The sequence below is a fragment of the Pseudomonas chaetocerotis genome (assembly GCF_015712105.2).
In the GTDB taxonomy this organism is placed as follows: Bacteria; Pseudomonadota; Gammaproteobacteria; order Pseudomonadales; family Pseudomonadaceae; genus Aquipseudomonas; species Aquipseudomonas chaetocerotis.
The window spans coordinates 36,045-55,569 of the sequence record NZ_JACFYX020000005.1 but is presented as its reverse complement, the minus strand read 5'-3'; the positions used below and the strand labels follow the sequence as shown (position 1 = coordinate 55,569).

The window sequence follows — 19,525 nt, the reverse complement described above, 5'->3', positions numbered from 1 at the left end:
TCAGCTCTCCACCAACGCTTCGAACACGCCCAGTGGCAGCGGAACGTCTAGCGCGTAATCGAACAAGGCATACAGCAGCACGCCCATCAGGACGCCGCTAATCAGGCACGGCAGCGCACGACCCGTGAACAGCAAGCCCAGGACGAAGGTGGCCAGTGCAGTGCTGAGGACGAAGCCCAGGGGCTCGAAGAGCAGGGCGTAGGCCAGCAGCGTGAGGATGCACAGGCCGCTGCGTAGCAGTGCCTGGCGGGTGAGTTTCTCGGTGTCCGCGCCTGGCTTGAACACCAACCAGGCAGCACCAGCGCCCATCAGTGCCAGCAGTAACAAGGGATAGGCACGAGGACCAACCGGGTCATAGGCGAAGGGAGCCTGGAAGCCCCAGGCGACGACTGCGAGGCAGGCGCACAACAGCAGCCAGATCGCAGCGAACAGGCGAACGTACATAGCAATGATCTCTTGCGTAGGGACAGGATCGAACTGCAGTGCAGTTCAATTGCGGGCTCGGCAGCGGGCGACGCCGAACCCGCTAATGCACTTATTCCTGCATCAGGCCAAATTCACCGGCCAGGGTCTTGTACTCAGCGACCTGCTTGAACACCAGGGTCTTGAGTTCATCACCGGTCACCGACAGCGGCAGCAGATCGCGTTGTTCACGCAGCTTGGCGAAGTCTTCACTGGCCAGCAGGGTGTCGAATTGCTGCTTCCACCAGTCGAACTGCTCATCGCTGACTTCCGGGCCCATGTAGAAGCCACGGATCACTGGCCAGGTGATATCGTAGCCCTGCTCCTTGGCAGTCGGGATTTCGGCCAGCTTGCCCGGCAGGCGTTCATCGGAGAGTACCGCGAGAATGCGCACTTTTTTCGCTTCCAGCTGCGGGGTGACTTCACCGAGGCCGCTACTGGTGACCTGCACGTGGCCGCCAAGCATCGCGGTGAGAGTCTCGCCGCCGCCTTCGAAGGCGACATAACGCAGGTTTTTCGGGTCGATCCCGGCCAGGCGGGCGATCAGCGCGGTCTGCATCCAGTCCTGCCCACCGATGGTGGCGCCGGCGCCGAAAACGATGCTGGATGGGTCTTTTTTCAGAGCCTGGACCAGGTCATCGAGGTTCTTGTAGGGAGAGTCGTCGCGTACGGTGATTGCGCCGTAGTCGGTACCGACGGCGGCCAGCCAGCGTACGGCGTTCTCGTCATAACGACCGAACTTGCCCTGGGCCAGGTTCAGCAGCGAGCCCGAGGAGAAGGCAGTGATGGTGCCTGGGTCCTTGGCGCGCTGGGCGACCACGGCGTTATAGGCCACGGCGCCGACGCCGCCCGGCATGTAGGTGACGCGCATCGGCGCCTTGAGCAGACCTTCATCCTTGAGGCCACTTTGCGCCAGCTTGCAGGTCAGGTCGAAGCCACCACCGGGCTTGGCCGGGGCGATGCATTCGGGGCGCTTGGGTTCGGCAGCCAGCAGTTGACTGGCAAAGGCCAGGCAGGCAGTCGCCAGTGCGGCGCGGGTCAGGGCAGATTTCATGATGGATGATTCCTCGCGAGTCTTGTTGTTTACCAGATCGGCAGGGTGTAGCCGACGATGACACGGTTCTCGTCCGCGTCGCGGGCGAAGTCAGAGCGGAAACTGGCGTTGCGCACACGTACGTAGAGGTCCTTGAGTGGGCCGGTCTGCACCACGTACTTGAACTCGATGTCGCGTTCCCATTCGCCGCCACGGTCATCGGAGCCGGCCACACGGGCGTCATCGCCACGGATGTAGCGGGTCATGAAGGTCAGGCCGGGCACGCCGATGCTGGCGAAGTTGTAATCGTAGCGGGCCTGCCAGGAGCGCTCGTCGGCGTTGGCGAAATCGTTGATCTGCACGAAGTTGACCAAAAACGGATCGCTGCCATCGATGTAGGCAAAGCCGGTGTCGCCGTTCATATCCTGGAAGCCCAGGCCGAACTTGTGGCTACCCAGGCCGTAGCTGACCATGGCGTTGAAGGCCTGATTGTCGACCTTGCCGGCGTTGGCTGCGCCGCTGTCACGGCTGACGATATAACGCACGTCGCTGCTCAGGGTGCCGGCACCGACCTTGTGGCTGCTCAGCAGGCCGAAGAAATGCTGGCGATAGATGTCATCCAGATCGGCAAAGTAGTAACGGCCGGTGAAACCGGGAGCGAACTTGTAGTCGACGCCGGCGAGGTCCAGGTGGTCGGCTTCGACGCCGGAGGCGAAGCGGCGGTTCTTGGCGTTGAGCACCATCTCTTCGGAGTTGGTCGAAGCGCGGTCTATGACCTTGTCCAGACGACCGCCGGTGAAGGTCAGGCCTTCCAGCTCGGAGGAGGTCAGCAGGCCGCCTTCGAATACCTGCGGCAGCAGGCGGCTGTCACTGGCCTTGACCACCGGCAGTTCCGGCACGTGCGAGCCGTAGCGCAGTTCGGTGGCAGAGACCTTGACCTTGCCCGTCAGGCCCAGGCGGCTGAATTCGTCGGCAGAGCGGCCATCGTCGTGGACGGGGAGCAGGTCGGTGCCGGTGCGGCCGCGACCGGAGTCGAGCTTGAGGCCGAGCAGACCCATGGCGTCGACACCGAAACCGACGGTGCCTTCGGTGAAGCCGGACTGCAGGTCAAGGCGAAAGCCCTGGCCCCATTCTTCACGCTTGTTCTGGCCGTCGAACTGGCGGAAGTCGCGGTTCAGGTAGATGTTGGTAGCGGTGAGGCTGGCGCTGCTGTCTTCGATGAAGGCGGCGTTGGCGAGGGGGGCAGCGCCGGTGGCGGCGATGGCCAGGCAGAGCAGGCGGACAGGCGGCAGGGCCTGGCGTGAGGCTGCGAGCATCATGTGGTCTCCGTTTTTGTTCTTGTCGCGACCTGGCACCACTGCCAGGTCACTTGAGCAGGTGGATCGAGCCACCTTGAAGCGATGCTATTAGGGCAAGCTTTCACTAGGCTTTCATGAACGAAAGATTTTCATGATTCTTTGTCGTTGCATTTCAGCAATTCACAGCAGTCGTGACGGCGCTAAACTGCGCGCCTTTAACGATGCTGAAGTCGGAGGTGGCGGTGCGGATTCTGCTGGTCGAAGACCATCCGCAATTGGCGGAAAGCGTGGCCCAGGCGCTCAACGGTGCAGGCTGGACGGTGGATGTGCTGCACGATGGCGTCGCGGCTGACCATGCGTTGTGCAGCGAAGAGTACGCGCTGGCGATTCTCGACATCGGGTTGCCTCGTCTGGACGGCTTTGCCGTGTTGGCGCGCCTGCGTGACCGCGGCCAGACGTTGCCGGTACTGATGCTGACTGCGCGTGGCGAGGTCAAGGATCGTGTACATGGCCTCAATCTCGGCGCCGATGACTACCTGGCCAAACCCTTCGAACTGGCCGAGCTCGAAGCGCGGGTCAAGGCACTGCTACGGCGCAGCATGCTCGGTGGCGAGCAGCTGCAGCGCTGTGGCGACCTGGTCTACGACCTCGGTGCGCGTCGTTTCAGCCTCGATGGCGAGGCGCTCAGCCTGACAGCTCGGGAACAGGCGGTGCTGGAGGCGATGATTGCCAGGCCGGGCAGAGTGATGAGCAAGGAGCAACTGGCGGCGCAGGTGTTCGGTCTGGACGAGGAGGCCAGCCCGGATGCCATCGAAATCTACATTCACCGTCTGCGCAAGAAGCTCGAGGGCAGCGCCGTGCGCATCGTCACCTTCCGTGGCCTTGGCTACTTGCTGGAAGCGGTCGAGGCATGAGTCGGGGCGTCAGTTTGCGTGGGCGCCTGCTGCGGCGCTTGGCGCTGCTGCTGTCGCTGATCCTGCTGCTGAGCAGTTTCAGTGCCTACTGGAATGCAAGAAGTGCAGCCGATACCGCCTATGACCGCACGTTGCTGGCATCGGCGCGCGCGGTGGCCGATGGTCTGTATGCCGATGATGGCCGCTTGCATGCCAATATTCCTTATGTGGCACTGGATACCTTCGCCTACGACAGCGCCGGGCGCATCTACTACCAGGTGCTCGACTTGCAGGGTAATCAGGTCTCGGGTTATGAGGACCTACCACCCGCGCCGCCGGGTACGCCGCGAACTGACGATTATCCGGCGCTGGCGCACTTCTACGACGCCGAGTACCGCAGTCAGGGCGTGCGTGTTGTCAGCCTGCTGCAGCCGGTCAGCGAGCCGCAGCTCAATGGCATCGCTGAGATCCGTGTGGCAGAGACACAGGGCGCGCGCGAGCGCATGGCCCGTGAGCTGCTGATAGGCACCCTGTGGCGCATGGGGTTGCTCTCAGTCAGTGCGCTGCTGCTGGTTTGGTTGGCTGTGAACCTGGCCTTGCGACCGCTGGAGGCGCTGCGCCGGGAGGTGGCCGAAAGGGCCAGCGACGACCTGCAGCCGCTGTCGGACAGTGGTCTGCCGCGCGAGGTGTTACCGCTGGTAGAGGCGTTGAACCAGTTCAACGAGCGCTTGCGAAGCCTGTTCGAGCGGCAGTCGCAGTTCATAGCTGATGCCGCCCATGAGTTGCGCACGCCGCTGGCCGCGCTGAAGGCGCGTATTACCTTGGGCTTGCGTGCCGAACAGCCAGAAGAATGGCGCAGCACTCTTGAGCAGGTGGCGCAGCAAGGTGACCGTCTGACTTCGCTGGCCAATCAACTGCTGTCCTTGGCGCGTATCGAGAGTGGTGCGCGAGCCATTACCGAAGGCGGTGCCGAGCGTATCGACCTCAGCCAACTGGCGCGTGAGCTGGGCCTGGCCATGGCGCCACTGGCTCACGCCCGTGGTGTCGCACTGGCGCTGGAGGCCGATCAGCCGGTGTGGATAGATGGCGAGCCCACGTTGCTCAACGAGTTGCTGAACAACCTGCTGGATAACGCGCTGGCGCATACGCCAGCCGGTGGCAACCTGATCATCCGCGTACTGGCGCCGGTGGTGCTGGAGGTCGAGGATGACGGTCCGGGCATTCCCGAGGCCGAGCATGAGAAAGTCTTCGAGCGTTTTTACCGGCGCAGCAGCCTGGGTAATGGTGCAGGCCTGGGACTGGCCATCGTAGGCGAAATCTGCCGCGCCCATCAGGCTCGAATCAGCCTGCATCAGGCGCACCCGCATGGCCTGCGCGTGCGTGTCGAATTTCCGCTATCAGTGGCTGAGGCTTAGCGGCTGCTCGATCTCCAGCAGGTACTGGGAAACCTTGCCGCTGTCGCGCAATTGATTCAGGCCACGATTGAAGCGCTGCATCAGGTCGGCATTGCCCGGTACCTCTCGCGACAGCAGCAGATGCAGGCTGTCGCTGCGCAGGGGCTTGCGATGAAAGCTCAGGCGCTGGCGTTCGACGGCGCTGAATTTCTGATAGAGCAGGTCGAAGCCCACCACCTTGTCCACAGGAAACAGATCGACCTTTCCGGCCAGCAACTGACGCAAGCCCTGTTCATCACCGGTCAGGCGCGCCACCTCGAGTTCACCGGCGGCTTCGGCGCGTTCAAAGGCTTCGCCATAGTCATAGCCACGAGTGCCGGCAATGCGCAGGCCGCGCAGATCCTCGACATCGTTCCAGTCAAACGCATGGTTCTTGCGATGAAACAGGTAGTAGCCGCTTTCGACCACCGGTTCGCTGATGTGAAAGCGCTGTTCACGTTCGGGGTTGGCAAGCCAGACGGCGCTGCCGTCGCGCCGGCCCTGTTCGGCCATTTTCAGCGAGCGTGCCCAGGGGTGAAATTCCCACTGCACTTCGACGCCCTGCAGCGCGAACGCCTCGGCGACGATGCGTGAGGCCACGCCATGGTAGGGTAGGGTTTCACCGAGATAGGGCGGCCATTCGCCGTTGGTCAGACGTACCTGTTCGGCAGCCTGGGCGCAGCCGAGCAACAGGACGAGCAGGACGAATGCGTAACGCATGGCTCTACTTCCTTGAGCGAATCGTTCGAGTGTAGAGGCATTTTGTGATCTACATCCCTGTAGATCACCCTTCGGGCCGTCGCGCAGCGACGTCAAAAATTGCTCCCGACAATTTTTTGCCATCCGTGGCGAGATACTTTTATTGCAGCATGCTCATGGCCGCTTCCATGGCGGCGGAGAGGTCTTCGTCGGCCTGCATGTCGACCTGCGGGTCAAGGCCGAGCTTGGTGAACGCCGGCACCTTGCTCCAGTCCAACTGGGTGTAGGGGTGCTCGCTGCCCAGGTAGCTCTGCAGCGTGGCGACCTGGACGATATCGACGTAATCGACCTTGGCCGAGTCGCGCGTGAAGTCCAGGTACTGGCTCGGCACGATGGCGATAGGCTCGGGGAACTCCCAGGTGCGCAGGATCTTGTCGCCGATGATCGGGTGAATCTGCTCGATCACGTGGTTGAGGCTGATTGAGTCGGCCAGCAGTTCGTTGTGCTCTTCGGCGTAGGTGAGGATCGGCAGCACACCGATCTGGTGCACCAGGCCAGCGAGCGTGGCCTGGTCCGGCATCAGGCGGGTGTAGTGACGGCACAGCACGTGACAGATACCGGCGATCTCGGTGCTTTTATTCCATACCTCGCGCATCTTGCGATCGACCACGTCGCTGGTGGCCTGGAACATCTGCTCCATGGCCAGGCCTGTGGCCAGGTTGCAGGTGTAGTTGATGCCCAGGCGGCTGACGGCCATCTGCAGGTCGGTGATTTCCTTGTTGCTGCGTAGCAGCGGGCTGTTGACCACCTTGATGATGCGCGCGGTGAGGGCAGCGTCGTTACCGATTACCTTGCTGATCTGCGGGATGCCGATATCCGGGTCTTCCGCTGCTTCACGCACACGCAATGCCACCTCGGGCAGGGTGGGCAGCACCAGCTCATCGTTCTCGATGGCGTGGATCAATTCCTGTTGGACTTTTTCGGCAAGCTTGCTCATGAAATGGCTCTCTTAGGCAATCCGATACGGTGCCGGGGAAGTTTAGTCAGCGCTGGATTTCCAGATTGGCGTCCAGCTGATAAGGCAGATCGAGCAGGGTCAGTGTCGGGCCTTCACTGCTGCCGAGATGAATGCGGCCGTCGTGCACGGCGTCTTCCTGCAACACGGCGAGCAGCTCGACGGCGTCGCCGGCTTGGGCTGCCAGCACCACTTCGCCAACGCTGGAGCCATGTACCGGTGAGAACAATTCAACGCCGACCGCCGGTAGCTCTGCAGTGACCAGACGCAGGCGCTGCAGGCGGCGCTTGAGCTTGCCCAGGTACTGCATGCGCGCGACGATTTCCTGGCCGGTGTAGCAGCCTTTCTTGAAGCTCACACCGCCCAGGGCTTGCAGGTTGATCATCTGCGGGATGAACAGCTCACGTGTGGCGCCGAACACCTGGCCCACGCCCGCCCGTACCTGGGCCAGTAACCAGTCGTTCAGTGGCGCCTGCGGCAGCTGGGCGGCCAGGCGGGCTTGCAGCTTTTGCGCGTCCTCTGCTGGCGCCCAGAGTTCGGCGCGGCCATCGCTCAGGCGTATGGCGAGCAGTTGGCCGGCGCTGGCCATGGAATCACTGGCGGTGCCCAACTGCAGATCGAGCTCGCTCAGCACGGCATCGGCGCCCGCCAGACCAAAGCGGACCCAGGCGGCGCTTTCGTCGCTGAGCCTGGATTTGGAGAACACTGCATATTTCTGCAGATCGGCCTGCTGCGACTCGATCAGCTCGCGCGCCATGGCCAGCAGGTAGCCGTCTTCCACCGGGACGATGCGAAAGCTCGACAGCATGCGGCCCTTGGGCGTGCATCGGGCGCCAAGGCTGGACTGGCTGGCACTGAGGTAATTGAGATTGCAGGTCACTTGGCCCTGCAGGAACTTGGCTGCGTCCGCGCCGCGTACTGCGAGCAGGCCTTCGTGATCGAGGAGTGTGAAGTAAGCGCTATCGGCCATGGTGCAAATCGAATCACTGAATAAAGGTCAGGGCCCTCATCATAGTGGGCGGGGAGGGGCCTTGTCAGCGCAATTGCGCAGCGTCTCGGTGAACAGCGAGGCAATTCATCGTTATACTGCCGCCCTCGTTCGAGGAGTCCGTTGCATGGTTGAGCAAAGTGAACTGAATCGCCTCTTCTGGCATAGCCGCCGGGGCATGTTGGAACTGGACGTGCTGCTGGTGCCTTTCGTCAGGGAGGTGTACCCGAGCCTGGATGCCGAGAACCAGGCGCGCTACCGCAAGCTGCTGGAGTGCGAGGATCAGGACATGTTCGGCTGGTTCATGCAGCGCGGCGAACCCGATGATGCCGACCTGCGCCACATCGTGCGAATGATCCTGGACCGTGTCCAACCCAAGTGATCTCTTCGAGTGCCGTTGGCGGCCATCGCGCTGGCTGCTGAGGCTCTATCTGTCGGTCCTGGCGCTGGCCTTGCTGGCGCCGTGGCTGGCCGACATTCCCATCTGGTCAAAGCTGCTGTCACTCGCGGTGTGCCTGGCACATGCGGCCTGGGTGCTGCCGCGACATGTCCTGTTGACTGCACCGCAGGCCATCACCGGGTTGCGCCGTGATGGGTTCGGCTGGCATCTGTACAGTGCTGCAGCTGGCTGGCAGGCGGTGCAGCTGCGCCGTGACAGTCTGGCGTTACCCCTGGCGGTCGTGCTGCGCTATCGCCTGCCAGGCCAGCGTTTCAGTCGCGGGCTGTGCATTGCCCGCGATATGCTGGCGCCCGAGCAGCACCGGCGCCTGCGTTTGCGCCTGAAGTTCAGCCGGCGGCGCTGGGCTGAGCCTGGGACGGCGGCGTCAGAATAGTATCGCGGGCTTCGGCCAACAGCTCGGGATAGTCGAGGGTGTAATGCAGCCCGCGGCTTTCATGGCGCTGCATGGCCGAGCTGATCATCAGCTCGGCGACCAGTGCGAGGTTGCGCAGCTCGATCAGGTCGCGACTGACCTTGTAGTTGCTGTAGAACTCGTCGATCTCGTCCAGCAGCAGGCGCACACGGTGTTGCGCGCGCTGCAGGCGCTTATTCGTGCGTACGATGCCGACGTAGTCCCACATGAAGCGGCGCAGCTCATCCCAGTTGTGGGCGATGATCACGTCCTCGTCTGAGTCGGTCACCTGGCTGGCGTCCCAGCCCGGCAGGTTGGCGGGCATATCGATGGCGTCCAGCTGCCCGGTGATATCGGCGCAGGCCGAACGCGCATAGACGAAGCATTCGAGCAGTGAATTGCTGGCCATGCGGTTGGCGCCATGCAGGCCAGTGAAGCTGGTTTCGCCGATGGCATAGAGGCCAGGCACGTCAGTGCGACCATGCTGATCGACCACCACGCCGCCGCAGGTGTAATGCGCCGCCGGTACGACCGGGATGGCCTGCTTGGTGATGTCGATGCCAAAGCCCAGGCAGCGTTCGTAGACGGTGGGGAAGTGACTCTTGATGAACGCGGCCGGCTTGTGACTGATGTCCAGGTACACACAGTCGACACCCAGGCGCTTCATTTCATGGTCGATGGCGCGGGCAACGATATCGCGCGGCGCCAGCTCGGCGCGCTCATCGAAACGCTGCATGAAACGTTCGCCGTTGGGCAGCTTGAGCAGGCCGCCTTCGCCGCGCACGGCTTCGGTGATCAGGAAACTCTTGGCCTGCGGGTGATACAGGCAGGTAGGGTGGAACTGGTTGAACTCCAGATTGCCGACGCGACAGCCGGCACGCCAGGCCATGGCGATGCCGTCGCCACAGGCACCGTCCGGGTTGCTGGTATAGAGGTAGACCTTGGCCGCGCCGCCGGTGGCGAGAATCACGAAGCGCGCGCTGAAGGTGTCCACTTCACCGCGGTCACGATCCAGTACGTAAGCGCCCAGGCAGCGCTCGCCACCCAGGCCGAGCTTGCGCTCGGTGATCAGGTCGACGGCGACGCGCTGCTCCAGCAGTTCGATGTTCGGGCGTTGCCGGGCCTGTTCCAGCAGGGTGTTGAAAATTGCAGCGCCAGTTGCGTCGGCAGCATGGATGATGCGTCGATGGCTGTGGCCGCCCTCGCGGGTCAGGTGGAACTCGAAGCCGCCATCCTCGCGCGCGGTTTCATCGTCCCGGGTGAAGGGGACGCCCTGGTCGATCAGCCACTGGATGGCCTCGCGGCTGTGTTCTACGGTGAAGCGCACGGCGTCTTCGCTGCACAGGCCTGCGCCGGCATTTAGGGTGTCGGCGACGTGGGATTCGACCGTGTCGGTATCGTCCAGAACGGCTGCCACGCCACCTTGCGCCCAGTAGGTCGAGCCATTGGCCAGCTTGCCTTTGCTCAATACTGCGATGCGCAGATGGGAAGGCAGGGTGAGGGCGAGTGTCAGGCCAGCGGCGCCGCTGCCGATGACCAGAACATCGTGCTGCAAGTGTTGGCTCATGTCCGAGTTCCGCGTGAAAGCGAGCCCTAGTATATAGAGAGGGGCAGCGGCACAATAGGTGGCTTATGACCGACCACGGTGCTCGGGAACTTTCTTAGTCATTAAGGTTCCATAGAGGGTCGCCCATATAAGGGAGAGCGCTTGCGCGTGCCTGCATCTGAAGTCAGCAGAAGATGTGGAAATGAGCGGCGATAAGATTATTTGCGCGAGCGGAAAGGTTTCGCTCGCGCCATTCCAGGCAGAGGGAAGAAAACTCTGCGGGAAGCTTGCTTGGAGGGGAGAACTTTTGCGTAAGACCCGAGTCTATCTTGGCAAGCTGATTCGCTTACGGGCGCAAACCTCCTCCGAGCGTTACGAGGAGAGTGCATGCTAACCCAGGAAGATGATCAGCAGCTGGTCGAGCGAGTGCAGCGTGGTGACAAGCGTGCCTTCGATCTGTTGGTGCTGAAGTATCAGCACAAGATCCTCGGTCTGATCGTGCGATTCGTGCACGACACCCACGAGGCTCAGGATGTCGCTCAGGAGGCTTTCGTAAAAGCCTATCGAGCGCTTGGAAACTTTCGCGGTGACAGCGCGTTCTATACATGGCTGTACCGCATCGCCATCAACACGGCGAAGAATTATCTGGTGTCCCGCGGTCGGCGGCCGCCGGATAGTGATGTCAGTAGCGATGACGCGGAGTTCTATGACGGCGATCACGGCCTCAAGGACATCGAGTCACCGGAGCGGACATTGTTGCGCGACGAGATCGAAGCCACCGTGCATCGAACCATCGCCCAGTTGCCGGATGATCTGCGCACGGCCCTGACCCTGCGTGAGTTCGAAGGTTTGAGTTACGAGGACATTGCCGGCGTCATGCAATGTCCGGTCGGTACGGTACGTTCGCGGATCTTCCGTGCGCGTGAGGCAATTGATAAGTCCCTGCAGCCTCTGTTGCAGGAAACCTAAGGCAGCGGCGACAGCCAAGAGAGGAACACCATGAGTCGTGAAACCCTGCAGGAATCGCTGTCCGCGGTGATGGATAACGAAGCGGACGAACTGGAACTGCGGCGTGTGCTCACAGCCGATGGCGAGCTGCGTGGCACCTGGTCGCGTTACCAGATCGCCCGTGCAGCCATGCATCGTGAGCTGTTGGTGCCGCAGCTGGACATTGCATCTGCGGTTTCCGCGGCGCTGGCCGACGAAGCCGCCCCGGCACGCAAGGCGCCGATCTGGCGTAGTGTCGGGCGTGTTGCCGTGGCAGCATCGGTGACCGTTGCAGTGCTGGCGGGTGTGCGCTTCTACAATCAGGATGACCTGAGTGGCGCTCAACTGGCCCAGCAGGAAGCTTCTCCGGTACTCTCGGTGCCGCAGGTGCAAGGTCCTGCGCTGCTCGCTGGCTACAACAGCAGCGAGGAAGCCGGTGAGCCTGCCGAGGTGGGTACCGCCAGCTGGCATGAGCAGCGCTTGCCGAGCTACTTGCGTCAACATGCGCAAGAAGCCGTGATGGGTACCGGTGAAACCGCGCTGCCTTATGCTCGTGCTGCAAGTCTGGAAAACCGCTAAGCGCTAAGGAGTCACATGCGCGCGATTCCCCTCTATCTTCTCGGTGGTCTGCTGGCGTTGCCGGTTCAGGCCACTGAGGTGCAAGACTTGCTCGGGCGCCTCGCTGCGGCAGAGCGCCAGCAAAGCTTCCAGGGCACGTTCATCTATGAGCGCAATGGGAGTTTTTCCACTCATGCCGTGTGGCATCGGGTAGAGGAGGGGGGCGAAGTTCGCGAGCGCCTTCTGCAGCTCGATGGGCCTGCCCAGGAGGTGCTGAAAGTCGATGGTCAGGCTCAGTGCGTCAGTGGCTCGTTGGCCGACCAGGTCAGTGAGGGACAGGCCTGGCCTGCTCGGCAGTTGGATGCCGAACAACTGAACAGTTGGTATGACATCCGGGTCGCTGGTCATTCGCGCATTGCCAATCGTCCGGCCGTCGTGCTGGTGTTGGCACCGAAGGACCAGCATCGCTACGGCTTCGAATTGCATCTGGATCGTGAGACCGGTCTGCCGTTGAAATCCTTGTTGTTGAACGAGCGCGGCCAGCTTTTGGAGCGTTTCCAGTTCGCTCAGCTGGATGCGTCGGTACCTACTGAAAATGCCATGCAGCCGAGTTCGAGCTGCAGGCCGGTTCGTTTCCGCGCTGCCGACAGCATGGCCGAAGGTAGCTGGCGATCCGACTGGTTGCCGCCGGGCTTTACCCTGACCACTGCGCAGGTGCGCCGCGAGCCCACCGCCGATGACTCCGTCACCTACCTGATGTACGGCGATGGGCTGGCGCGATTCTCGGTTTTTCTCGAACCGCTGAAAGGTCGCGCCGTCGAGGACGCGCGCAGTCAGCTGGGCCCGACCGTCGCCGTTTCGCGGCGGATGAGTACCGATGCAGGTGACGTGATGGTGACCGTGGTTGGTGAGATTCCTCTGGGAACTGCCGAACGCATCGCCCTGTCCATGCGCGCCGGAGAGCCTGAACAGGCTAGCCAATGATCGAGGAGCAGGGGCGTGTAGTGGCGCTCGAGCCCGGCGCTGTCTGGGTCGAGACACTGCGCAAGAGCACCTGCTCCAATTGTTCGGCCAATGCCGCCTGTGGTCAGGGCTTGATGGAGCGTCTCGGTATAGGCCGGCAGCGCGGCTATGTGCGTGCGCTCAGTCAAAAGCAACTGGCGATTGGCGATAGCGTGATCATCGGTGTGCGTGAGGATCTGCTGGTGCGCAGTTCTCTGCTGGTTTATCTGCTTCCGCTTCTGGGGCTGTTCGCCGCCGCGCTGTTGGCGGATGGTCTGGGTCTTTCCGAACCTCTGGTGATTCTGGCTGGCCTCAGTGGCCTGTTCGCCAGTTGGCTGATAGTTCGTTGGCGCGCCGCTCGCGTCGCCGAGAACCCCTCTTTGCAGCCCGTTGTCCTACGTACGCTGCTGGTCACTGTGCCAGCGGCCGATTAAGAGTGTCCGAGTTTTACATGGGGAGTCGTAGTTCGATGAGAAAACTCAAGTCCATTGCGCCGTTGTTGGCGGTTGCCTTGCTCTGGGGGCAAAGTCTGTTGGCTCAGGCCAACCTACCTGATTTCACCGATCTGGTAGAGGAGGCCTCGCCTGCGGTGGTCAATATCAGTACCCGCCAGAAGATGCCCGAGCGCGCCGTTGCCGGGCAGCCGGGCTTGCCTGATCTGGAAGGTCTGCCGCCGATGTTCCGTGAGTTCTTCGAACGCAGCATCCCGCAGGTTCCGCGTAACCCGGGTGGCCGCCAGCGCGAAGCGCAGTCGCTGGGCTCCGGGTTCATCATCTCGCCGGACGGCTACATCATGACCAACAATCATGTGGTCGCCGACGCCGACGAGATCATCGTGCGTCTGTCCGATCGCAGCGAGCTGGAAGCCAAATTGATTGGTGCCGATCCGCGCAGCGACGTCGCGCTGCTCAAGGTCGAGGGCAAGGACCTGCCTGTGGTGCGCCTGGGTAAGGCTGATGACCTGAAGGTTGGCGAGTGGGTGCTGGCTATCGGTTCGCCGTTCGGCTTCGATCACTCGGTGACGGCAGGGATCGTCAGCGCCAAGGGGCGCAACCTGCCGAGCGACAGCTACGTGCCGTTCATTCAGACCGATGTGGCAATCAACCCGGGTAACTCCGGCGGCCCACTGTTCAACCTGCAGGGTGAGGTGGTGGGTATCAACTCACAGATCTTCACCCGCTCCGGCGGTTTCATGGGGCTGTCCTTTGCCATCCCGATGGAAGTGGCCATGCAGGTGGCCGACCAACTCAAGGCTGATGGCAAGGTGACCCGCGGCTGGCTCGGTGTGGTGATTCAGGAAGTGAACAAGGATCTGGCCGAGTCCTTCGGTCTGGACAAGCCGGCTGGCGCGCTGGTCGCGCAGGTGCTGGAAGATGGTCCGGCGGACAAGGGCGGCCTGCAGGTGGGGGACGTGATCCTCAGCCTCAATGGCAAGCCGATCATCATGTCTGCTGATCTGCCGCACCTGGTCGGCGGCCTGAAGCCGGGTGAGAAAGCCGAGATGGATGTCGTGCGTGATGGCTCGCGCAAGAAGCTCAACGTCACCGTCGGCACGTTGCCGGAGGAGGGCCAGGAACTGGCATCGTCCGGTTCGGCGCAGGGTGGTGAGCGCAGCAACAACCGCCTGGGCGTCACGGTAGTGGAGCTGACCGCCGAGCAGAAGAAAGGCCTCGACCTCAAGGGTGGGGTCGTGGTCAAGGAAGTGCTCAATGGTCCTGCGGCCATGATTGGTCTGCGGCCCGGTGACGTGATCACGCACCTGAACAATCAGGCCACGGACTCCACCAGCGCCTTCGCTCAGGTGGCGCAGGAGCTGCCGAAGAATCGTTCGGTGTCGATGCGGGTGCTTCGTCAGGGGCGCGCCAGCTTCATCACCTTCAAGCTGGCCGAGTAATCCAGGCACGTTGAGGAGGGCGCTTTCGGGCGCCCTTCTTCGTATCTGCACCAGCGCTGTGCAGGCGTGACGCGGTCGCGAGGGATCGGGTACAATCTGCGGCTATTTTCGGCAAGCGTCTTGCCCGTGCCTTCTTTGAGTGTTGATCTGTGAGTGACCTGAGTCATATCCGCAATTTTTCCATCATTGCCCACATTGACCACGGCAAGTCCACCCTGGCTGACCGTTTCATTCAGATGTGCGGCGGTCTCACCGCGCGTGAAATGGAGGCTCAGGTCCTGGACTCCATGGATCTGGAGCGTGAGCGCGGCATCACCATCAAGGCCCACAGCGTCACGCTGCACTACAAGGCGCAGGACGGCAAAACCTATCAGCTGAACTTCATCGATACGCCCGGCCACGTCGACTTCACCTACGAAGTCTCGCGTTCGCTGGCGGCGTGCGAAGGTGCGCTGCTGGTGGTCGATGCCGGGCAGGGTGTCGAGGCGCAGTCCGTTGCCAACTGCTACACCGCTATCGAGCAGGGCCTCGAGGTCATGCCGGTACTTAACAAAATGGACTTGCCACAGGCCGACCCGGACCGCGTCAAGGACGAGATCGAGAAGATCATTGGCATCGACGCCACCGACGCCGTGGCCTGCAGCGCCAAGAGCGGCATGGGTGTGGACGAGGTGCTCGAACGCCTGGTGCACACGATTCCTGCGCCGACGGGTGATATCGACGCACCGCTGCAGGCGCTGATCATCGACTCCTGGTTCGACAACTACCTGGGCGTGGTCTCGCTGGTACGTGTGCGTCATGGCCGAGTGAAGAAGGGCGACAAGATTCTGGTCAAGTCCACCGGCAAGGTGCACCTGGTCGACAGCGTCGGTGTATTCACCCCGAAGCACACCGCCACCGCTGACCTCAAGGCTGGTGAAGTAGGCTTCATCATCGCCAGTATCAAGGATATTCACGGTGCGCCGGTGGGTGACACCCTGACCCTGTCTTCGACCCCCGAGGTCGAAGTGCTGCCGGGCTTCAAGAAAATCCAGCCGCAGGTCTACGCCGGTCTGTTCCCGGTCAGCTCCGACGACTTCGAGGACTTCCGCGATGCCCTGCAGAAGCTGACGCTGAACGACTCTTCCCTGCAATACATGCCGGAAAGCTCCGATGCCCTTGGCTTTGGCTTCCGTTGCGGCTTCCTCGGCATGCTGCACATGGAGATCATCCAGGAGCGCCTGGAGCGTGAGTACGACCTCGACCTGATCACCACCGCGCCGAGTGTGATCTACGAGCTGGAACTCAAGACCGGCGAAACCATCGTCGTCGACAACCCCTCCAAGCTACCGGACGTTTCTTCGGTCACCGATTTCCGCGAGCCGATCGTCAATGCGACCATCCTGGTGCCGCAGGAGCACCTGGGTAACGTCATCACTCTGTGCATCGAGAAGCGCGGTGTGCAGCGCGACATGCAGTTCCTCGGTAGCCAGGTGCAGGTGCGCTACGACATGCCGATGAACGAAGTGGTGCTGGACTTCTTCGACAAGCTCAAGTCCACCAGTCGCGGTTATGCGTCGCTGGACTATCATTTCGATCGCTACCAGTCGGCCAACCTGGTCAAGCTGGATGTACTGATCAACGGTGACAAGGTCGATGCCCTGGCATTGATCGTTCACCGCGACAACGCGGCCTACAAGGGCCGTGCGTTGACCGAGAAGATGAAGGAACTGATTCCTCGGCAGATGTTCGATGTGGCGATCCAGGCAGCCATTGGTGGCCAGATCATCGCGCGGACCACTGTCAAGGCGCTCAGAAAGAACGTACTGGCCAAGTGTTACGGTGGCGACGTGAGCCGTAAGAAAAAGCTGCTGGAGAAGCAGAAGGCCGGTAAGAAACGCATGAAGCAGGTCGGCAACGTGGAAATTCCACAAGAAGCCTTCCTTGCCGTGCTCAGGTTGGATAGCTAAGGCTCTATGTCGATCAATTTCCCGCTCCTGTTGGTTATCGCGGTTGCCGTTTGCGGCTTCCTGGCCCTGATCGATCTGATCCTGCTGGCTCCGCGCCGCCGTGCGGCGATTGCGGCGTACCAGGGGCGGGTCGACGACCCCGACGACAGGGTGCTGGAGCGCCTGAACAAGGAGCCCTTGCTCGTCGAGTACGGCAAATCCTTTTTCCCGGTGCTGGCTATCGTGCTGGTGCTGCGCTCGTTTCTGGTCGAGCCGTTCCAGATTCCTTCCGGGTCGATGAAGCCGACCCTGGAAGTGGGCGATTTCATCCTGGTCAACAAGTTCGCTTACGGCATTCGCCTGCCGGTGATCGACGAGAAGATCATCGAGGTAGATAACCCGCAGCGCGGCGATGTGATGGTGTTCCGCTACCCCAGCGACCCGAGCATCAACTACATCAAGCGCGTGGTCGGTCTGCCGGGTGATCGTGTCGAGTACACCCAGGGCAAGCGTCTGCTGATCAATGGTGAGCCGGTGGCCGAGAAGCTGATCGGCGAAGAAGCGGGCAGCCTGGGCAGTGCGATGCTCTACCAGGAGCGCCTCGGTCAGGTCGAACACACCATTCGCAAGGAAATGACCCGCATGCGCCGCGAGCCTGGCGGCCAATGGGTGGTGCCGGAAGGGCACTACTTCATGATGGGCGACAACCGCGACAACTCCAACGACAGCCGTTACTGGCGTGATCGTCATATCCCTCAGGAGCTGTGGGGCATGGTCCCGGACGATCATATCGTCGGCAAGGCCTTCGCCATCTGGATGAGCTGGCCAGAACCCAAGACCAGCAATCTGCCCAATTTCTCTCGGGTCGGCCTGATTCATTGAGCACTGGCGCGCTGTTCAATACAGCGCCGCAGGCTATAAATAGTCTAGCCGTCAGGCTTTCCAACAAGACCGTTCATTGGGGATACACATGACTTTCGCGCGCTCGCAGCAGGGGCTTTCCATTCTGGGTTGGCTGATGGTTCTGGCCGTGGTGGCATTCTTCGCCAGCACTGCATTCAAGGTGATGCCGCACTATCTCGACTATATGTCGCTGGAGAAGATCATCACGTCGGTGGAAACCGACAAGGCGTCGGATGTGCGCACCGTCGGTGAGTTTTACAACCATGTGAGCAAGGGCATGCAGGTCAACAACATTCGTGACCTGAACATGCGCGACGCCTTGCAGGTGAAGGTGGAGAACAACGAGTTTCTGGTCCACCTCAAATATGAAAAACGCGAGCCGCTGATCGAGAACCTCGATCTGGTGGTGAATTTCGACAAAGAATTTCGTGTACGGATGCCGTGAGTCCAAATCTGTCCCGCCTCGAGCGCAAGCTCGGCTATAGCTTCAAGGACCAGGACCTGATGGTCCTGGCCCTGACCCATCGCAGTTTCGCCGGCCGCAACAATGAGCGGCTGGAATTTCTCGGTGATGCCATCCTCAATTTCGTAGCCGGTGAGGCGCTGTTCGAGCGCTTCCCGCAAGCCCGCGAAGGCCAGCTATCGCGCTTGCGCGCACGCCTGGTCAAGGGCGAGACGCTGGCCGTGCTGGCGCGCGGTTTCGAGCTGGGCGAATACCTGCGCCTGGGCTCCGGTGAGCTGAAAAGCGGCGGGTTTCGTCGCGAGTCCATCCTGGCCGATGCCCTGGAGGCGCTGATTGGCGCCATCTATCTGGATGCCGGTATGGATGCGGCACGCGAGCGCGTGCTGGACTGGCTGACCGGCGAGCTGGACGGCCTGACCCTGGTCGACACCAACAAGGATCCGAAAACGCGGCTGCAGGAATTCCTTCAATCGCGTGCCTGTGAGCTGCCTCGTTACGAGGTGGTGGACGTTCAGGGTGAGCCGCACTGCCGTACCTTCATGGTCGAGTGCCAGGTTTCCCTGCTCAATGAAAAGACCCTGGGCCAAGGCGGCAGCCGGCGTATCGCCGAGCAGGTCGCTGCGGCTGCGGCGCTGATCGCCCTCGGGGTGGAGAATGGCAATGACTGATACACCTATGACCCGCTGCGGCTACGTCGCCATCGTCGGCCGGCCCAACGTGGGCAAGTCGACGCTGCTCAACCACATCCTCGGGCAGAAGCTGGCGATCACCTCGCGCAAACCGCAGACCACCCGCCACAACATGCTCGGGATCAAGACCGAGGGCGAGATTCAGGCTGTCTACGTCGATACGCCCGGCCTGCACAAGCAAAACGACAAGGCGCTGAACCGCTATATGAACCGCAGCGCCTCCACCGCGTTGAAGGACGTCGATGTGGTGGTGTTCGTGGTCGACCGCATGCGCTGGACCGACGAAGACCAGCTGGTGCTGGAGAAGGTGCAGCACGTCAAATGCCCGATCCTGCTGGCGGTGAACAAATCCGACCGCCTGGAAGACAAGAGCGAGTTGCTGCCGCACCTGAGCTGGCTGGCTGAGCAATTGCCGCAGGCCGAGATCGTGCCGATCTCCGCGCTGCAGGGGCAGAACCTCGACACCCTGGAGAAGCTGGTGGGCGAGCGCCTGCCGGAGTCCGAGCATTTCTACCCGGAAGACCAGATCACCGACCGCTCCAGCCGTTTTCTGGCTGCCGAGCTGATCCGCGAGAAGATCATGCGTCAGCTCGGTGCCGAGTTGCCGTACCAGATCACCGTGGAGATCGAGGAGTTCAAGCAGGAAGGCCGCATTCTGCATATCCACGGTCTGATCCTGGTGGAACGTGACGGACAGAAGAAGATCATCATCGGCGACAAGGGCGAGCGCATCAAACGCATCGGCCAGGAAGCGCGCAAGGACATGGAAACCATGTTCGACTCCAAGGTGATGCTCAATCTCTGGGTCAAGGTCAAAGGTGGCTGGTCCGACGACGAGCGCGCCCTGCGCTCGCTGGGTTACCTGGATTGATCGGGTCGCCAT

Annotated in this window: 21 protein-coding genes; 14 read left to right on the top strand and 7 right to left on the bottom strand. The window is 61.8% G+C overall.

Annotation, left to right across the window (positions count from 1 at the left end; genetic code table 11):
* The 3 genes from H3221_RS10200 to H3221_RS10190 all read right to left on the bottom strand — a co-directional run bounded on the left by H3221_RS10200 (nt 1) and on the right by H3221_RS10190 (nt 2,811).
* Entirely contained in the window at nt 1-444 is a 444-nt protein-coding gene (locus H3221_RS10200; RefSeq protein WP_004423860.1) for a tripartite tricarboxylate transporter TctB family protein, read from the bottom strand.
* 91 nt (nt 445-535) lie between these two features.
* Nucleotides 536-1,516, bottom strand: a complete 981-nt coding sequence (locus H3221_RS10195) for a Bug family tripartite tricarboxylate transporter substrate binding protein (RefSeq protein WP_004423862.1) — start codon at nt 1,514-1,516, stop codon at nt 536-538.
* 29 nt (nt 1,517-1,545) lie between these two features.
* Nucleotides 1,546-2,811 (bottom strand): OprD family porin, encoded by a 1,266-nt coding sequence (locus H3221_RS10190; protein ID WP_039964498.1) that lies wholly within the window; start codon nt 2,809-2,811, stop codon nt 1,546-1,548.
* Nucleotides 2,812-3,035: 224 nt separating this feature from the next.
* Here H3221_RS10190 and H3221_RS10185 point away from each other — a divergent pair, with 224 nt between their 5' ends.
* Together H3221_RS10185 and H3221_RS10180 are read left to right on the top strand one after the other, a co-directional pair.
* Nucleotides 3,036-3,707 carry a response regulator gene (locus tag H3221_RS10185; RefSeq protein WP_196475778.1) on the top strand — a complete coding sequence of 224 codons (672 nt, stop codon included), beginning with the start codon at nt 3,036-3,038 and terminating at the stop codon, nt 3,705-3,707.
* The gene (locus H3221_RS10180; protein ID WP_196475731.1) at nt 3,704-5,101 is read left to right on the top strand and encodes a sensor histidine kinase; all 1,398 of its coding nucleotides are present in this window, start codon (nt 3,704-3,706) and stop codon (nt 5,099-5,101) included. Before H3221_RS10185 ends, H3221_RS10180 begins: the two co-directional genes overlap by 4 nt.
* Here H3221_RS10180 and H3221_RS10175 read toward each other — a convergent pair.
* The 3 genes from H3221_RS10175 to ygfZ form a co-directional block, all read right to left on the bottom strand.
* On the bottom strand, nt 5,084-5,839 hold the full coding sequence (locus H3221_RS10175) for a substrate-binding periplasmic protein (RefSeq protein ID WP_196475732.1): 756 nt from the start codon (nt 5,837-5,839) through the stop codon (nt 5,084-5,086). The genes H3221_RS10180 and H3221_RS10175 overlap by 18 nt on opposite strands.
* Before the next feature lie 139 nt (nt 5,840-5,978).
* Entirely contained in the window at nt 5,979-6,815 is an 837-nt protein-coding gene (locus H3221_RS10170; protein WP_196475733.1) for an HDOD domain-containing protein, read from the bottom strand.
* 46 nt (nt 6,816-6,861) lie between these two features.
* Nucleotides 6,862-7,803, bottom strand: coding sequence for a CAF17-like 4Fe-4S cluster assembly/insertion protein YgfZ (ygfZ, locus tag H3221_RS10165; RefSeq protein ID WP_196475734.1), 942 nt, complete (start codon nt 7,801-7,803; stop codon nt 6,862-6,864).
* A gap of 145 nt (nt 7,804-7,948) precedes the next feature.
* On the opposite strand from ygfZ, the gene H3221_RS10160 reads away from it, so the two are divergent.
* Nucleotides 7,949-8,203, top strand: a complete 255-nt coding sequence (locus H3221_RS10160; protein WP_160020496.1) for an FAD assembly factor SdhE — start codon at nt 7,949-7,951, stop codon at nt 8,201-8,203.
* Nucleotides 8,187-8,654, top strand: coding sequence for a protein YgfX (locus H3221_RS10155; protein WP_196475735.1), 468 nt, complete (start codon nt 8,187-8,189; stop codon nt 8,652-8,654). Before H3221_RS10160 ends, H3221_RS10155 begins: the two co-directional genes overlap by 17 nt.
* Here H3221_RS10155 and nadB read toward each other — a convergent pair.
* Nucleotides 8,608-10,239: an L-aspartate oxidase gene (gene nadB, locus H3221_RS10150; RefSeq protein ID WP_196475736.1), complete on the bottom strand. Its 1,632-nt coding sequence runs from the start codon at nt 10,237-10,239 to the stop codon at nt 8,608-8,610. The genes H3221_RS10155 and nadB overlap by 47 nt on opposite strands.
* A 366-nt stretch (nt 10,240-10,605) precedes the next feature.
* On the opposite strand from nadB, the gene rpoE reads away from it, so the two are divergent.
* The 10 genes from rpoE to era all read left to right on the top strand — a co-directional run bounded on the left by rpoE (nt 10,606) and on the right by era (nt 19,513).
* Nucleotides 10,606-11,187, top strand: coding sequence for an RNA polymerase sigma factor RpoE (gene rpoE, locus H3221_RS10145; protein ID WP_196475737.1), 582 nt, complete (start codon nt 10,606-10,608; stop codon nt 11,185-11,187).
* A gap of 30 nt (nt 11,188-11,217) precedes the next feature.
* A complete protein-coding gene (locus H3221_RS10140; protein ID WP_196475738.1) occupies nt 11,218-11,784 on the top strand; it encodes a sigma-E factor negative regulatory protein in 567 nt (188 codons plus the stop codon).
* 15 nt (nt 11,785-11,799) lie between these two features.
* The gene (locus tag H3221_RS10135) at nt 11,800-12,747 is read left to right on the top strand and encodes a MucB/RseB C-terminal domain-containing protein (RefSeq protein ID WP_196475739.1); all 948 of its coding nucleotides are present in this window, start codon (nt 11,800-11,802) and stop codon (nt 12,745-12,747) included.
* The gene (locus H3221_RS10130; protein WP_196475740.1) at nt 12,744-13,199 is read left to right on the top strand and encodes a SoxR reducing system RseC family protein; all 456 of its coding nucleotides are present in this window, start codon (nt 12,744-12,746) and stop codon (nt 13,197-13,199) included. Before H3221_RS10135 ends, H3221_RS10130 begins: the two co-directional genes overlap by 4 nt.
* Nucleotides 13,200-13,234: 35 nt before the next feature.
* Nucleotides 13,235-14,659, top strand: coding sequence for a DegQ family serine endoprotease (locus H3221_RS10125; RefSeq protein WP_196475741.1), 1,425 nt, complete (start codon nt 13,235-13,237; stop codon nt 14,657-14,659).
* A 149-nt stretch (nt 14,660-14,808) separates the two neighbouring features.
* A complete protein-coding gene (gene lepA, locus H3221_RS10120; RefSeq protein WP_196475742.1) occupies nt 14,809-16,608 on the top strand; it encodes a translation elongation factor 4 in 1,800 nt (599 codons plus the stop codon).
* Nucleotides 16,609-16,614: 6 nt separating this feature from the next.
* The gene (lepB, locus tag H3221_RS10115) at nt 16,615-17,469 is read left to right on the top strand and encodes a signal peptidase I (protein ID WP_196475743.1); all 855 of its coding nucleotides are present in this window, start codon (nt 16,615-16,617) and stop codon (nt 17,467-17,469) included.
* An 88-nt stretch (nt 17,470-17,557) separates the two neighbouring features.
* Complete coding sequence (locus H3221_RS10110; RefSeq protein WP_017677761.1) at nt 17,558-17,935, top strand: DUF4845 domain-containing protein; 378 nt, start codon at nt 17,558-17,560, stop codon at nt 17,933-17,935.
* Nucleotides 17,932-18,621, top strand: coding sequence for a ribonuclease III (gene rnc, locus H3221_RS10105; protein ID WP_017677760.1), 690 nt, complete (start codon nt 17,932-17,934; stop codon nt 18,619-18,621). The genes H3221_RS10110 and rnc overlap by 4 nt, the downstream gene beginning before the upstream one ends.
* Nucleotides 18,608-19,513: a GTPase Era gene (gene era, locus H3221_RS10100; RefSeq protein ID WP_196475744.1), complete on the top strand. Its 906-nt coding sequence runs from the start codon at nt 18,608-18,610 to the stop codon at nt 19,511-19,513. The genes rnc and era overlap by 14 nt, the downstream gene beginning before the upstream one ends.
* Nucleotides 19,514-19,525 lie beyond the last annotated feature (12 nt).

Bases quoted from the DNA above. Each gene is read 5' to 3' on its own strand.
- H3221_RS10170 (WP_196475733.1), bottom strand. From the start codon at position 6,815: ATGAGCAAGCTTGCCGAAAAAGTCCAACAGGAATTGATCCACGCCATC.
- H3221_RS10110 (WP_017677761.1), top strand. From the start codon at position 17,558: ATGACTTTCGCGCGCTCGCAGCAGGGGCTTTCCATTCTGGGTTGGCTG.
- H3221_RS10180 (WP_196475731.1), top strand. From the start codon at position 3,704: ATGAGTCGGGGCGTCAGTTTGCGTGGGCGCCTGCTGCGGCGCTTGGCG.
- H3221_RS10130 (WP_196475740.1), top strand. From the start codon at position 12,744: ATGATCGAGGAGCAGGGGCGTGTAGTGGCGCTCGAGCCCGGCGCTGTC.
- era (WP_196475744.1), top strand. From the start codon at position 18,608: ATGGCAATGACTGATACACCTATGACCCGCTGCGGCTACGTCGCCATC.
- H3221_RS10200 (WP_004423860.1), bottom strand. From the start codon at position 444: ATGTACGTTCGCCTGTTCGCTGCGATCTGGCTGCTGTTGTGCGCCTGC.
- nadB (WP_196475736.1), bottom strand. From the start codon at position 10,239: ATGAGCCAACACTTGCAGCACGATGTTCTGGTCATCGGCAGCGGCGCC.
- H3221_RS10125 (WP_196475741.1), top strand. From the start codon at position 13,235: ATGAGAAAACTCAAGTCCATTGCGCCGTTGTTGGCGGTTGCCTTGCTC.
- rpoE (WP_196475737.1), top strand. From the start codon at position 10,606: ATGCTAACCCAGGAAGATGATCAGCAGCTGGTCGAGCGAGTGCAGCGT.
- H3221_RS10160 (WP_160020496.1), top strand. From the start codon at position 7,949: ATGGTTGAGCAAAGTGAACTGAATCGCCTCTTCTGGCATAGCCGCCGG.
- H3221_RS10135 (WP_196475739.1), top strand. From the start codon at position 11,800: ATGCGCGCGATTCCCCTCTATCTTCTCGGTGGTCTGCTGGCGTTGCCG.
- H3221_RS10175 (WP_196475732.1), bottom strand. From the start codon at position 5,839: ATGCGTTACGCATTCGTCCTGCTCGTCCTGTTGCTCGGCTGCGCCCAG.
- lepB (WP_196475743.1), top strand. From the start codon at position 16,615: ATGTCGATCAATTTCCCGCTCCTGTTGGTTATCGCGGTTGCCGTTTGC.
- H3221_RS10190 (WP_039964498.1), bottom strand. From the start codon at position 2,811: ATGCTCGCAGCCTCACGCCAGGCCCTGCCGCCTGTCCGCCTGCTCTGC.
- H3221_RS10195 (WP_004423862.1), bottom strand. From the start codon at position 1,516: ATGAAATCTGCCCTGACCCGCGCCGCACTGGCGACTGCCTGCCTGGCC.
- ygfZ (WP_196475734.1), bottom strand. From the start codon at position 7,803: ATGGCCGATAGCGCTTACTTCACACTCCTCGATCACGAAGGCCTGCTC.
- H3221_RS10140 (WP_196475738.1), top strand. From the start codon at position 11,218: ATGAGTCGTGAAACCCTGCAGGAATCGCTGTCCGCGGTGATGGATAAC.